This window comes from Pseudomonas mandelii (assembly GCF_024138395.1).
Taxonomy (GTDB): domain Bacteria; phylum Pseudomonadota; class Gammaproteobacteria; order Pseudomonadales; family Pseudomonadaceae; genus Aquipseudomonas; species Aquipseudomonas mandelii_E.
The window spans coordinates 149089-161926 of record NZ_JAMYDU010000001.1 but is presented as its reverse complement, the minus strand read 5'-3'; the positions used below and the strand labels follow the sequence as shown (position 1 = coordinate 161926).

13 protein-coding genes and 5 tRNA genes are annotated in these 12838 nt (G+C 55.8%); 3 read left to right on the top strand and 15 right to left on the bottom strand.

Annotated features, from left to right (window positions below):
• Nucleotides 1–80: 80 nt before the first annotated feature.
• The 10 genes from NHU87_RS00660 to NHU87_RS00615 form a co-directional block, all read right to left on the bottom strand.
• A tRNA-Asp gene (locus NHU87_RS00660) sits at nucleotides 81–157 on the bottom strand.
• A 53-nt stretch (nucleotides 158–210) separates the two neighbouring features.
• A complete protein-coding gene (locus NHU87_RS00655) occupies nucleotides 211–483 on the bottom strand; it encodes an HU family DNA-binding protein (protein ID WP_002552737.1) in 273 nt (90 codons plus the stop codon).
• Between the two features lie 149 nt (nucleotides 484–632).
• Nucleotides 633–3029: an endopeptidase La gene (gene lon, locus NHU87_RS00650; protein WP_253544804.1), complete on the bottom strand. Its 2397-nt coding sequence runs from the start codon at nucleotides 3027–3029 to the stop codon at nucleotides 633–635.
• 266 nt (nucleotides 3030–3295) lie between these two features.
• Nucleotides 3296–4579 (bottom strand): ATP-dependent Clp protease ATP-binding subunit ClpX, encoded by a 1284-nt coding sequence (gene clpX / locus NHU87_RS00645; RefSeq protein ID WP_253544803.1) that lies wholly within the window; start codon nucleotides 4577–4579, stop codon nucleotides 3296–3298.
• A gap of 112 nt (nucleotides 4580–4691) precedes the next feature.
• Nucleotides 4692–5327: an ATP-dependent Clp endopeptidase proteolytic subunit ClpP gene (gene clpP / locus NHU87_RS00640; protein ID WP_007901795.1), complete on the bottom strand. Its 636-nt coding sequence runs from the start codon at nucleotides 5325–5327 to the stop codon at nucleotides 4692–4694.
• A 92-nt stretch (nucleotides 5328–5419) separates the two neighbouring features.
• The gene (tig, locus tag NHU87_RS00635; protein ID WP_253544802.1) at nucleotides 5420–6730 is read right to left on the bottom strand and encodes a trigger factor; all 1311 of its coding nucleotides are present in this window, start codon (nucleotides 6728–6730) and stop codon (nucleotides 5420–5422) included.
• A 386-nt stretch (nucleotides 6731–7116) separates the two neighbouring features.
• Nucleotides 7117–7192 (bottom strand) — tRNA-His (locus NHU87_RS00630).
• A 75-nt stretch (nucleotides 7193–7267) separates the two neighbouring features.
• Nucleotides 7268–7352: transfer RNA gene (locus NHU87_RS00625), tRNA-Leu, on the bottom strand.
• Between the two features lie 58 nt (nucleotides 7353–7410).
• A tRNA-His gene (locus NHU87_RS00620) sits at nucleotides 7411–7486 on the bottom strand.
• A gap of 32 nt (nucleotides 7487–7518) precedes the next feature.
• Nucleotides 7519–7595, bottom strand: a tRNA-Arg gene (locus NHU87_RS00615).
• Nucleotides 7596–7869: 274 nt separating this feature from the next.
• Here NHU87_RS00615 and folD point away from each other — a divergent pair.
• Together folD and pbpG are read left to right on the top strand one after the other, a co-directional pair.
• On the top strand, nucleotides 7870–8724 hold the full coding sequence (gene folD / locus NHU87_RS00610) for a bifunctional methylenetetrahydrofolate dehydrogenase/methenyltetrahydrofolate cyclohydrolase FolD (protein ID WP_253544801.1): 855 nt from the start codon (nucleotides 7870–7872) through the stop codon (nucleotides 8722–8724).
• Between the two features lie 226 nt (nucleotides 8725–8950).
• Nucleotides 8951–9889, top strand: coding sequence for a D-alanyl-D-alanine endopeptidase (gene pbpG, locus NHU87_RS00605; RefSeq protein ID WP_253544800.1), 939 nt, complete (start codon nucleotides 8951–8953; stop codon nucleotides 9887–9889).
• A gap of 56 nt (nucleotides 9890–9945) precedes the next feature.
• Here the strand turns inward: pbpG and NHU87_RS00600 are convergent, their stop codons facing one another.
• From NHU87_RS00600 to NHU87_RS00590, 3 genes are all read right to left on the bottom strand, one after another.
• Complete coding sequence (locus NHU87_RS00600) at nucleotides 9946–10170, bottom strand: hypothetical protein (protein WP_253544799.1); 225 nt, start codon at nucleotides 10168–10170, stop codon at nucleotides 9946–9948.
• A 12-nt stretch (nucleotides 10171–10182) separates the two neighbouring features.
• Entirely contained in the window at nucleotides 10183–10398 is a 216-nt protein-coding gene (locus NHU87_RS00595) for a DUF6021 family protein (RefSeq protein ID WP_253544798.1), read from the bottom strand.
• Nucleotides 10399–10493: 95 nt separating this feature from the next.
• Complete coding sequence (locus NHU87_RS00590) at nucleotides 10494–11222, bottom strand: peptidase C39 family protein (RefSeq protein ID WP_253544797.1); 729 nt, start codon at nucleotides 11220–11222, stop codon at nucleotides 10494–10496.
• A 171-nt stretch (nucleotides 11223–11393) separates the two neighbouring features.
• Between NHU87_RS00590 and NHU87_RS00585 the strand changes: the two genes are divergently transcribed.
• Nucleotides 11394–11564, top strand: a complete 171-nt coding sequence (locus NHU87_RS00585; protein WP_253544796.1) for a hypothetical protein — start codon at nucleotides 11394–11396, stop codon at nucleotides 11562–11564.
• An 80-nt stretch (nucleotides 11565–11644) separates the two neighbouring features.
• Here the strand turns inward: NHU87_RS00585 and NHU87_RS00580 are convergent, their stop codons facing one another.
• Together NHU87_RS00580 and NHU87_RS00575 are read right to left on the bottom strand one after the other, a co-directional pair.
• The gene (locus NHU87_RS00580; RefSeq protein ID WP_253544795.1) at nucleotides 11645–12394 is read right to left on the bottom strand and encodes a TerC family protein; all 750 of its coding nucleotides are present in this window, start codon (nucleotides 12392–12394) and stop codon (nucleotides 11645–11647) included.
• Between the two features lie 29 nt (nucleotides 12395–12423).
• Nucleotides 12424–12666, bottom strand: a complete 243-nt coding sequence (locus NHU87_RS00575; RefSeq protein ID WP_253544794.1) for a hypothetical protein — start codon at nucleotides 12664–12666, stop codon at nucleotides 12424–12426.
• Nucleotides 12667–12838 lie beyond the last annotated feature (172 nt).

Below are 12838 nucleotides of genomic sequence, written 5' to 3'. Positions count from 1 at the left end.
CTTCAAAATTAGGCAACCGTGGAGCGTGGGTAGAATCCGGATAGAAGAAAGGCGCATCCGAGGATGCGCCTTCTCGTAACTGGCGGAGCGGACGGGACTCGAACCCGCGACCCCCGGCGTGACAGGCCGGTATTCTAACCGACTGAACTACCGCTCCGCTGCCAAGTCAGGAATGACCCCGACCCGGATAGGCAAAAACCTGAATCGAACTTAGTTGACAGCTTCTTTCAGTGCTTTACCGGCTTTGAAACCTGGTTTTTTGGCGGCGGCGATTTCCAGCGTCTTACCGGTCTGTGGGTTACGACCAATGCGAGCTGGACGATCGGTCACGGAGAAGGTACCGAAACCAACCAGAACAACAGAGTCGCCAGCCTTGAGAGCGCCAGTGACGGATTCGATTACAGCGTCCAGCGCACGGCCAGCAGCAGCTTTCGGGATATCAGCGGATGCAGCGATAGCATCAATCAGTTCCGACTTGTTCACTCTAAGTCCCCTTATATCTATTTGAGTTTGATTCTAAGTTTTTTGGTGAAAGCAAAAAAACGAGTGCTGAATGGCCTACAGACACTTAAGAGCCGCTTTATAACAAGGGCTCTAAAAAACTGTCAACAAGCCCCCCAGGCATATGCGTACTAATGCGTGCTAATTCTTTCCTTAGAGTCAGTCTCGCGCTTTTCATCCTTTGCAACGATCTCCGGAACCACATCCGGCAAGGGCTCCGGCGCGTATTGCAGCGCAATTTGCAGGACCTCGTCAATCCATTTAACTGGTTTAATCTGTAGATCTTGCTTGATATTGTCAGGAATTTCCTTCAGATCGCGTACGTTCTCTTCAGGAATGATCACCGTCTTGATTCCGCCACGGTGAGCAGCCAGCAGTTTTTCTTTCAAACCACCAATCGCCAGCACCTGACCACGCAAGGTAATTTCACCGGTCATGGCAACATCTGCGCGTACAGGAATACCAGTCAATGCTGACACCAGGGCCGTGCACATGCCTACACCGGCGCTAGGGCCATCTTTCGGCGTTGCCCCTTCAGGCATATGGATATGCGTGTCGCGCTTCTCGTGGAAGTCCAGAGGGATTCCCAGGCTCTTCGCTCGGCTACGAACAACGGTCAGGGCTGCGGTGATCGATTCGACCATCACGTCACCCAGAGAACCGGTTTTTATCAACTGGCCTTTACCCGGCACGACCGCGGCTTCGATGGTCAGCAATTCGCCGCCCACCTGAGTCCATGCCAGGCCGGTGACCTGGCCGATCTGATCCTGCGACTCAGCCAGACCGTAACGGAATTTACGCACGCCCAGGAAGTGCTCGAGCATGTCGGCAGTGACCTTCACCGAGAAGCGTTTTTCCATCGCATGCTCTTTGACCGCCTTGCGGCAAACCTTGGCAATCTGGCGCTCCAGCCCACGTACACCGGCTTCGCGGGTGTAGTAGCGGATGATGTCGCGGATCGCTTCGGCGTCGAATTCCAGCTCGCCTTTCTTCAGACCGTTGGCGGTAATCTGCTTCGGCGAAAGGTATTTGACGGCGATGTTGATCTTCTCGTCTTCGGTGTAACCCGGCAGACGAATCACTTCCATCCGGTCCAAGAGTGCCGGCGGAATGTTCATGGAGTTGGAGGTGCACAGGAACATCACATCGGACAGGTCGTAGTCGACTTCCAGATAGTGATCGTTGAAGTTGTGGTTCTGCTCGGGATCGAGCACTTCCAGCAACGCCGACGCCGGATCGCCACGCATATCGCTGCCCATTTTGTCGATTTCATCGAGCAGGAACAGCGGGTTGCGGACGCCCACCTTTGTCATCTTTTGAATCAATCTTCCTGGCATCGAACCGATATAAGTCCGGCGATGACCACGAATTTCCGCTTCATCGCGCACACCACCGAGGGCCATGCGCACGAATTTGCGGTTGGTGGCGTGAGCGATCGACTCCGCCAGAGAGGTTTTACCCACCCCGGGAGGCCCAACCAGGCACAGCACCGGACCACGAATCTTCTTCACGCGCTTCTGCACGGCGAGGTATTCGAGGATCCGCTCTTTGACTTCTTCCAGACCATAGTGGTCGGCATCGAGAATGTCTTCGGCACGGGCGAGGTCCAGACGCACCTTGCTCTGAGCCTTCCACGGCACTTGAACCAGCCAGTCGATGTACGAACGCACCACCGTCGCTTCCGCGGACATTGGCGACATTTGCTTGAGCTTGTTCAGTTCGGCCTGGGCCTTGGCCAACGCGTCTTTCGGCAGACCGGCGGCATCGATACGCTTTTTCAGCTCTTCGATTTCGTTGTGGCCTTCATCGCTGTCGCCCAGTTCTTTCTGAATGGCTTTCATCTGCTCATTCAGGTAGTACTCGCGCTGGCTGCGCTCCATTTGCTTTTTAACGCGGCCGCGAATGCGTTTTTCGACTTGCAGCAGATCGATCTCGGCATCCAGCAACGCCAGAACGTGCTCGACCCGGGCCGACAAATCGATGATTTCGAGGATTTCCTGCTTCTGCTCGATCTTCAAGGCCATGTGCGCGGCCATGGTATCGACCAGGCGGCCTGGCTCGTCGATGCTGTTCAGCGACGACAGGACTTCAGCGGGCACTTTCTTGCCCAGCTGCACATATTGTTCGAACTGAGCCAGCAGGCTGCGGACAAACACTTCCGACTCGCGCTCAGGCGCGTCGGCTTCGTCGATCAGCGAAACTTCGGCACGGCAATGGCCGTCGACTTCGCTGAAGCGCTCCACGGCGCCCCGCTGCTCGCCTTCAACAAGAACCTTGACCGTGCCGTCAGGCAGCTTGAGCAGCTGCAGAACGGTAGCGATGGTACCTACGCGATAAAGTGCTTCTTCACCGGGATCGTCGTCAGCAGGATTTCGCTGAGCCAGCAGAAGGATCTGCTTGTCGCCCGTCATCGCTGCCTCGAGGGCTTCGATGGATTTCTCGCGCCCCACGAACAGCGGGATAACCATGTGCGGATAAACCACGACATCACGCAATGGCAGGAGAGGCAATTCGATGGTTGTCTTCATGATTTCGCCTCTACGGCGGCCATAAGGCCGTAAACAGATGGATGTAAGCTTGAAACCAAGATGGGGGCTGTTTTCAAAAAAAACAAGCGGATAAAAGAACCACTTTAAAGATCGCTGCTTACGGTAGCGCCTGCATGGGTCCGGATACATCCAAAAAATCAGGTCGGCTGTCATGCCGCCTTCGCAGCGAGCGGCGATCCGACAAGCCAGCTCCCACAATAGCAAAGGGGCCCGAAGGCCCCTTCTTTATTCCAGCAGTGTGACGCTTAGGCGTCCGGCGCTGCCTTGGCAGTCGGCTCATTGTTTTCGTAGATATACAGTGGCTTGGACTTGCCTTCTATAACGCTTTCATCGATCACTACTTTACTCACCTCGGACTGCGAGGGGATTTCATACATAGTGTCGAGCAATACACCTTCGAGAATCGAACGCAGCCCACGGGCACCGGTTTTGCGTTCCAGAGCACGTTTGGCGACCGATTTCAGCGCGTCGGCCCGGAATTCCAGGTCCACGCCTTCCATCTCGAACAGCTTGGCATACTGCTTGGTCAGAGCATTTTTCGGCTCGGTGAGAATCTGCATCAACGCAGCCTCATCAAGCTCGTCCAGCGTGGCAAGTACCGGCAGACGACCGACAAATTCCGGGATCAGACCAAACTTGACCAAATCGTCAGGTTCGACTTCACGCAGGGACTCACCAACTTTCTTGCCTTCTTCCTTGCTGCGCACTTCCGCGTTGAAACCGATGCCGCCCTTGGTGGAACGGTTTTGAATAACCTTTTCCAGACCGGAGAACGCACCACCGCAGATGAACAGGATGTTACGGGTGTCGACCTGAAGGAATTCCTGCTGCGGATGCTTGCGACCACCTTGAGGCGGAACGGAAGCGACCGTGCCTTCGATCAACTTGAGCAGGGCTTGCTGCACGCCTTCACCGGAAACGTCCCGGGTGATCGACGGGTTGTCAGACTTGCGCGAGATCTTGTCGATCTCATCGATGTAGACAATGCCCATCTGGGCTTTTTCTACATCGTAATCGCACTTCTGCAGCAGCTTCTGAATGATGTTCTCGACATCTTCACCTACATAACCCGCCTCGGTGAGGGTGGTTGCGTCGGCGATGGTGAACGGAACGTTCAGCAAGCGGGCCAGTGTTTCGGCAAGCAGGGTTTTACCCGAGCCTGTCGGGCCGATCAGCAATATGTTGCTTTTGCCGAGTTCGACGTCGTCATTCTTTTTGTCACGCTGGTTCAAACGCTTGTAGTGGTTGTACACCGCTACGGCCAGAACCTTTTTCGCACGCTCCTGACCAATCACGTACTGATCAAGGATGCCGCTGATTTCTTTAGGCGAAGGCAATTTATGCGCGCTGCTTTCGGCCTGGGCTTCCTGCACCTCCTCACGGATGATGTCATTGCACAGGTCGACGCACTCGTCGCAGATAAAGACCGAGGGGCCGGCAATCAATTTGCGTACTTCATGCTGGCTTTTGCCACAGAAGGAGCAATAGAGCAGCTTGCCGTTGTCCTCGCCGTTGCGGGTGTCAGTCATTCGTTCGATCCAAATCCGATAGGCTTGCAACACAAGATGAAGGCTATTGCGGGCTTTTTCAAGCCCGCTGGTGATCGGACCCGCCGACCCACCTTATTTTGAGCTGCTTATTTTAAGCGGGGCGCTGATTGATCACTTCATCGATCAACCCGTATTCACGCGCAGCTTCTGCACTCATGAAATTATCGCGGTTGGTATCGCGCTCGATTTCTTCAAGAGTGCGCCCGCTATGCTTGGCCATCAGCGTGTTGAGACGCTCACGAATGAAGAGGATTTCCTTGGCATGGATTTCGATATCCGAGGCCTGGCCCTGGAAACCGCCCAGTGGCTGGTGAATCATCACACGCGAGTTCGGCAGGCAGTAACGCTTGCCTTGGGCACCGGCCGTCAGTAGAAACGCGCCCATGCTGCACGCTTGACCGATACAGGTGGTCGACACGTTTGGCTTGATGAACTGCATGGTGTCATAGATCGACATGCCCGCCGTCACCGAACCGCCCGGCGAGTTGATATAGAGATGGATGTCCTTGTCCGGGTTTTCCGCTTCAAGGAACAGCAGTTGCGCACAGATCAGGTTGGCCATGTAGTCCTCTACCGGACCAACCAGAAAGATCACTCGCTCCTTGAGCAGGCGCGAGTAGATGTCATAGGCGCGTTCGCCACGAGCAGACTGCTCGACAACCATCGGGACCAGGCCGCCTGCGGCCTGGATATCAGAGTTCTGCTGAATATACGAATTACGGAACATGCTCTGCAGTCACTCCCAAATAGTTATGTCTTGAATACGCATAAGCCAGCACGAAGGCTGGCTTATGTGTGTACTTCTTACCGCAAAAACAATCAGTCGGCTTGTGGAGCTTCTACCGGCTTGACCGCTTCTTCGTAAGAGACCGATTTGTCGGTCACGCTAGCTTTCTGCAGAACAGTATCCACAACTTGTTCTTCCAGCACAACCGAACGAACTTCGTTCAGTTGCTGGTCGTTCTTGTAGTACCAAGACACAACCTGCTCAGGCTCCTGATAAGCCGAAGCCATTTCCTGAATCATCTCGCGGACGCGGGCTTCGTCAGGCTTGAGGTCGAATTGCTTGACCACTTCAGCCACGATCAGACCCAGCACAACGCGGCGTTTGGCTTGCTCTTCGAACAGCTCGGCCGGCAGTTGGTCTGGCTTGATGTTGCCGCCGAACTGCTGAACAGCCTGCACGCGCAGACGGTCAACTTCGTTGGACAGCAGAGCCTTTGGCACTTCGATCGGGTTGGTGGCCAGCAGACCGTCCATAACCTGATTCTTGACCTTGGATTTGATCGCCTGACGCAGTTCACGCTCCATGTTCTTGCGAACTTCGGCGCGGAAGCCTTCCAGACCGGCTTCCTTGATGCCGAATTGAGCGAAGAACTCTTCGGTCAGTTCTGGCAGTTTAGGCTCGGAAACAGTGTTCACGGTCACGGTGAACTCAGCAGTTTTGCCTGCCAGGTCGAGGTTCTGATAGTCCTCAGGGAAGGTCAGGTTCAGAACGCGCTCTTCGCCGGCTTTAGCGCCAACCAGACCGTCTTCGAAACCAGGGATCATGCGACCGGAACCCAGCACCAACTGAGTGCCTTTGGCGGAACCGCCAGCGAACACTTCACCGTCGACCTTGCCGACGAAATCGATGTTCAGCTGGTCTTCGTTCTGAGCAGCGCGATCGGCGATTTCGAAACGGGTGTTCTGCTTGCGCAGGACTTCCAGCATCTTGTCCAGATCGGCATCAGCCACGTCAGCGCTCAGGCGCTCGACAGTGATACCTTCGAAACCGGCAACGGTGAACTCCGGGAACACTTCGAAGATTGCGACGTATTCCAGATCTTTGCCAGCTTCCATCGATTTAGGCTCGATCGAAGGAGCGCCAGCCGGGTTCAGCTTCTGCTCGACAACAGCTTCGTAAAAGGAAGACTGGATCACATCGCCCACGGCTTCTTGACGTGCATCAGCACCGAAACGGCGCTTGATTTCACTCATAGGCACTTTGCCTGGACGGAAGCCAGCGATCTTGGCCTTTTGGGCGGTCTGCTGCAGACGCTTGTTGACCTGAGTCTCGATGCGCTCAGCCGGCACGGTGATGCTCATGCGGCGCTCAAGAGCAGAAGTATTTTCAACAGAAACTTGCATGGATATTCCTCGTTGCACAGACGTTAGCCGGCCGTTTCCGACCCCAGAATCAAGGGCATGCATTCTAGTGGGTCAAACTCAAGAAGTCACCCTACTGAAAACGGGTAAAAAAGCAGCAGGCAATTTATAGGTGCGAATGCACGAATGCACCTCGCCCCGATGGCAATTACAGCCAGTCACGCCAGGGCTCTGCGCCAACCCTTCTATATATAGAAGAGACTGCCGACAATCTCCCTGACAGCCGATCTTGCGAGCAAGGCCGGCGGGCAGCGCGGCATCATCGAGAAACATAAATACGACGAAACGCCCCGCCGCCGCGACCCAGAACCTGCGGCCGCTGAAACAAAAAAGGCGCCAGACTGTTAAATCTGGCGCCTTTCGAAATATGGGGTGGACGATGGGGATCGAACCCACGACAACGGGAGTCACAATCCCGTGCTCTACCAACTGAGCTACGCCCACCATATTGCGTTACAAAGAATGAACAACTTCTTTGCTGAGCCCCAATCATGCCATCGGCATGAGCGAAGCTTTATTTGGTGCGGATGAAGAGACTCGAACTCTTACGCCTCGCGGCGCTGGAACCTAAATCCAGTGTGTCTACCAATTCCACCACATCCGCGGATTGAAGCTGTTAAAGCAAAGGCGCCAGACCGTTAAATCTGGCGCCTTTCGAAATATGGGGTGGACGATGGGGATCGAACCCACGACAACGGGAGTCACAATCCCGTGCTCTACCAACTGAGCTACGCCCACCATATCGCGTTACTTGTGCCAAAGCTGCCTAATGGCGCACCCGGCAGGACTCGAACCTGCGACCATCCGCTTAGAAGGCGGATGCTCTATCCAGCTGAGCTACGGGCGCCTTGTTAGCTGTAACCTTGAAGGACTACAAACTAAGTGCTTTTCAGTCTTGCAAAACCTTGATTCTGCTCGACCTTCTCAACCAGTGCTAGGCTGTGCCCGACAAGTGCGACGAATAGTATAGAGCCCCCCAGAGGGCGTCAAATCCTTTTTATAAAAAATTCATTTAATTAAAGGGGTTAGAGGATTTTGCAGACCAAGCGCCTTTGCCCTCACCTCATGACATGCGAGAATGCGCTCTCTTTTTTTCCCCTCTCGATGGTTAATCACGCGCAATGACTGCACAACTAATCGACGGCAAATCGATCGCCGCCAGCCTGCGCCAGCAGATCGCCAAACGAGTCGCCGAGCGTCGCCAGCAAGGCCTGCGCACGCCCGGCCTCGCGGTGATCCTGGTCGGCAGCGATCCTGCCTCTCAGGTTTATGTCTCGCACAAGCGTAAAGACTGTGAAGAGGTCGGCTTCCTTTCCCAAGCCTACGACCTGCCTGCCGAAACCACTCAAGAAGTACTGACCGACCTGATCGATCGCCTGAACGACGACCCGGCGATTGATGGCGTTCTGCTTCAGCTGCCTTTACCTGAACACCTGGACGCCTCCAGATTGCTGGAGCGCATTCGTCCTGACAAGGACGTCGACGGTTTCCACCCTTATAACGTCGGCCGTCTGGCCCAGCGCATTCCGCTGCTGCGTCCGTGCACACCTAAAGGCATCATGGCGTTGCTGGAAAGCACCGGTGCCGATCTATACGGGATGAACGCGGTCATTGTCGGCGCCTCCAACATTGTTGGCCGTCCGATGGCGATGGAACTGCTGCTGGCCGGTTGCACCGTGACCGTTACCCACCGCTTCACCAAAGATCTGGCGGGCCATGTCGGTCGCGCCGATCTGGTGGTGGTTGCCGCCGGCAAGCCGGGCCTGGTCAAAGGTGAGTGGATCAAGGAAGGCGCGATCGTGATCGACGTCGGTATCAATCGCCAGGCAGATGGCAAGCTGGTCGGCGACGTGATCTACGAAACCGCCCTGCCCCGCGCCGGCTGGATCACGCCGGTTCCGGGTGGCGTTGGCCCGATGACCCGCGCCTGCCTGCTGGAAAACACGCTGTACGCCGCGGAAACACTGCACGGCTGAGTTCATGCCCGCTTGCAGCGCCGCATTGAAGAACCCCGCGATCGCGGGGTTCTTTTTGCCGGCGGAAAAAGCTCGACCATCCGCCGGAAAAGCCTGTTTCCAGGCACTTTCCGCTGAACATCGAACAACCATCGACAGTTCTTCAGCCATACTCCTAAAATGCGTCGCTTTTTAAAGAAACAGCCCGTTACAGAACGGCATATCCACCCTTTATGAGTCCGCCAGCGTGAAAATCCGTCTTTCAATCCTGAGCCTATTTTTTGCATTTACAGGGACTTTCACCGCGCCAACGATCAACGCCGCAGAAACCACCGCCGCCCCTCGAGACATTTCACAACTGAAGATCGCTTCCGGCAGCGCTTTGCTGATGGACATGCAAACCAACAAAGTCATCTATGCCAGCAACCCTGACGTCGTAGTGCCAATCGCGTCCGTCAGCAAACTGATGACCGGCCTGGTGGTGGTAGAAGCCCGGCAAAACATGGACGAATACCTTTCCGTCAACATCAGCGACACCCCTGAAATGAAAGGCGTGTTTTCCCGAGTCAAACTCAAAAGCGAATTGCCGCGCCGGGAAATGCTGCTGATTGCCCTGATGTCATCGGAAAACCGTGCTGCCGCGACGCTGGCCCATCACTATCCGGGCGGCTATGTCGCGTTCATTGCCGCCATGAACGCCAAAGCCAAAGCGCTGGGAATGACCAGCACCCACTTTGTCGAACCGACCGGCCTCTCCCCTCGCAATGTGTCCACCGCCCGTGATCTGAGCAAACTGCTGATCGCCGCACACAAGCACCCGCTCTTGACTCAGCTGAGCACCACCAAGGAAAAAACCGTCAGATTCCGTAAACCCAACTACAGCCTGGGCTTTCGCAATACCGATCATTTGGTCAATAAGCCCAACTGGGATATCAGGCTGACCAAGACCGGTTTTACCAACGCAGCGGGGCATTGTCTGGTGCTGGTCACCCACATGGGCAACCGTCCGGTTGCACTGGTGATCCTCGATGCTTTCGGCAAGTACACGCACTTTGCCGATGCGAACCGGATTCGCAGCTGGATGGAAACCGGCAAGAGCGCCAACGTGCCGTCCGTTGCCCTGCAGTACAAGTCTGACAAGAACCTCAAACATCGCCAGAGCGGTGTGATTGAAGCGTCGAAGTAAGATCAAAACCTCTGCAAACGAAAAGCCCCGATATTCGGGGCTTTTTTTGTCCGCAATTAATCGTTGGGCAACGGCATCTGATCGTCATCCGGAATGCCATCACCGGCACTCGGGTCTTTCCAACCCTGCGGATGCTTTGTCGGTACCACGGTTGGTCTGGCCAACGGGTCCCGTAACGGGCTGTCCGGATCCATCACCGGATCCAGATCCCCTTCGGGGGTTGTTGGAACACTGTCTGGAGGATCTGGACGTTTGTCGTCGAAGCTCGAATCGGTAGACATATGCACCTCTGACTAGGACTTGGGTTTCAGATCGCCAAGTGGATCGTAAGGCTTCGCGGGAGCCTTCTTGCCCGCCTCACCCGGTTTTACATCCCTGGGCGCCTTGGCAGGCCCGATGGGATCGACCTGCGGATCGGCGAGGTCCGGAGAATCGGGGTCGAACCCCAACTCATTATCGGACGAATGCTCGGATGAGTGCGGGCCAGTGGGAGTATTGGAATGAGCCATGGGCGCCTCCTGGTCACGACCCGGCATGTAATCCGGGCCCTTTACATAAGAGGCCAATAACCCTGAGTGGTGCCCCACAAGATGACGAACGGAAACTACTGCGCGCTCAACGCTTTTTTCGCCCGGGCTGCCGCCTGCTCTTGACCGGACTGGGCAAGATCGCTCGCCGCTTTCAGCCAGCGCTGCTGATCGACGTTGGCCGGAATCTGGTCCGGTTTCTGGATCAATACGGCCCAACCGCCGGCATTTTCGAATGCCGACTCAAAGGCGCTGAACCCCATCAGCAACCGACGATTCATCCCGGCGCGCAGCAGCACGGTCTGCTTCTGACGGTTGTAACCGTCGAGAATGGCGTATCGGGGTTCCGCCCAAAACGCCGAGCCTTCGGTGAAGCGCACCATTACCGGATAACCGGCAGCAACCTGGGCCAGCAGCGCCGGTAATTGGCTGTCGAGGGGATAGACCACCCTCCCGTACTCGCGCGCGAGGTTCTGCATGTTTTGCTGCAAGCGGTCTTCGGCACCCGGCAAATGCAGAGGTTTGTCGAGCAACCCCGGGGTGATCACGATGCCCTGCCGGGACAACAGGCTGGCCAGCACCTGGGGGCCGCTTTGATAACTTTGCCCTCGGTAAAACGTACCGCTGAGTTCGACGCGCTCTGGCAGACGTTTGATCTCAGGCGCCACGCTCCCCGCACAACCCGCCAAGCCGGCGATGCAGCCAACGATCAGCACCAAAGATCGAATTCGAGAAAATACCTGCACCATCATCACTCTCTTGTTCAGACGCCAGGTATCCGCACTCCCGGCTTGGCCGTCGATCATAGGATGCCGCGCGGCAGCGGTATAGCCTTAACCGGCAGTTGATTGGATTCGATAGAGCGAACTGGTTGGTGACGGACGACCTTTGGTCAATAGCCTGAAATACAGCAGCGGCTAAACTGTCACTTACCAAGGAAGAGTGTGTGCCCGATGCAGGGCAAAGAGGAGGCACTGATGAGCCTGACAATGACCATTGTAATGTTGATTTCCGGCTGGCTGGCCGTGGCGGCCGCCATGCTGTGGGGCGTTTTGCGTATTACCCGCCGCCACCATCACCACCCGGTTCAATCGGCGCCTGTGGCGAAAACCGATCAGCCGGCTGCACGCCCCGCCACCGCGCACTGACCGACGCTTTTTCGGTCCTCCAAACAAAAACGGCCGCCTGGACTCTTTCGAGTTCAGGCGGCCGTTTCGTTTAACGAAGGTTAAGCTTCAGCGGCGATGCGCTTCTGCCTGGACCGACGCGACAGCATGTTCAAGCCTTCGATCGTGGCCGAGAACGCCATGGCCGCGTAGATGTAGCCTTTCGGTACGTGGGCGCCAAAACCTTCGGCGATCAGCGTCATGCCGATCATGATCAGGAAGCCCAGCGCCAGCATCACCACCGTCGGATTGTCGTTGATGAACTTGGCCAGAGGGTCAGCCGCCAGCAACATCACCAGTACCGACACCACCACCGCAATGATCATGATCGGCAAATGCTCGGTCATGCCGACAGCGGTAATGATGCTGTCGATGGAGAACACCATGTCCAGCAGCAGGATCTGACCGATCGCGGCGGCAAAGCCCAGGGTCACGGTCGAGGTAGCCGACATCGGATCATCCGGCGCCGGGTCCATGCTGTGATGGATCTCGGTGGTCGCCTTCCACAACAGGAACAGGCCACCGGCAATCAGGATCATGTCCTTCCAGGAGAACGCTTGGCCCAGAATCTCGATCACAGGCTCCGTCAGCTGGACGATGAATGCGATGGTGCTCAACAGGCCCAGGCGCAAGATCAACGCCATGCCGATACCGATGCGCCGAGCCTTCTGGCGATGCTGTTCGGGCAGCTTGTTGGTGAGGATCGAGATGAAGATCAGGTTATCGATGCCGAGCACGATTTCCATCACCACCAGCGTGGCCAGGGCGACCCACGCGGTGGGGCTTGCAGCAAGTTCTAAAAGGTATTCCATGGGTCAGTCCTGACTCGTTTGTAGACGGTTTAGATTTCCTGGGACGAAGATTCGGTTTTGTCCGTCTCTTTGGCCGATTGTTCTTTCTTGCTGATCAAACCGCCCGTGGCATCGCTCAACGCTTGCTCGGCCGCTTTGTGAGTGTCGTCAATCGCCTGTTTGGCGGTTTCGGCAGCCTTGCCCATCAATTGTTGAGCGCTTTTCTCGGCCTGGTCGCAACCGGCCAACACCAGTAAAGACGTTATCAGCAGCGCCGTGGTTTTAAGCTTCATGATGCATTCCTCGATAGAACAGACAGAACCGAATGGCGATCCGTCGATAGCGAGGCATTCTAAGGAAGCAAACACTTCAGGAAAATTCGTATTTTTAGCGGCTATACTTCGGTTTTAACGAATCGTAGGAGCTGTCGAGTGAAACGAGGCTGCGATCTTTTGATGTTGTTTT

Excerpts from the sequence above, each read along its gene's own strand:
- lon (WP_253544804.1), bottom strand. The coding sequence starts at position 3,029 with ATGAAGACAACCATCGAATTGCCTCTCCTGCCATTGCGTGATGTCGTG.
- clpX (WP_253544803.1), bottom strand. The coding sequence starts at position 4,579 with ATGACTGACACCCGCAACGGCGAGGACAACGGCAAGCTGCTCTATTGC.
- clpP (WP_007901795.1), bottom strand. The coding sequence starts at position 5,327 with ATGTTCCGTAATTCGTATATTCAGCAGAACTCTGATATCCAGGCCGCA.
- tig (WP_253544802.1), bottom strand. The coding sequence starts at position 6,730 with ATGCAAGTTTCTGTTGAAAATACTTCTGCTCTTGAGCGCCGCATGAGC.
- folD (WP_253544801.1), top strand. The coding sequence starts at position 7,870 with ATGACTGCACAACTAATCGACGGCAAATCGATCGCCGCCAGCCTGCGC.
- NHU87_RS00600 (WP_253544799.1), bottom strand. The coding sequence starts at position 10,170 with ATGTCTACCGATTCGAGCTTCGACGACAAACGTCCAGATCCTCCAGAC.
- NHU87_RS00595 (WP_253544798.1), bottom strand. The coding sequence starts at position 10,398 with ATGGCTCATTCCAATACTCCCACTGGCCCGCACTCATCCGAGCATTCG.
- NHU87_RS00590 (WP_253544797.1), bottom strand. The coding sequence starts at position 11,222 with ATGATCGACGGCCAAGCCGGGAGTGCGGATACCTGGCGTCTGAACAAG.
- NHU87_RS00585 (WP_253544796.1), top strand. The coding sequence starts at position 11,394 with ATGAGCCTGACAATGACCATTGTAATGTTGATTTCCGGCTGGCTGGCC.
- NHU87_RS00580 (WP_253544795.1), bottom strand. The coding sequence starts at position 12,394 with ATGGAATACCTTTTAGAACTTGCTGCAAGCCCCACCGCGTGGGTCGCC.
- NHU87_RS00575 (WP_253544794.1), bottom strand. The coding sequence starts at position 12,666 with ATGAAGCTTAAAACCACGGCGCTGCTGATAACGTCTTTACTGGTGTTG.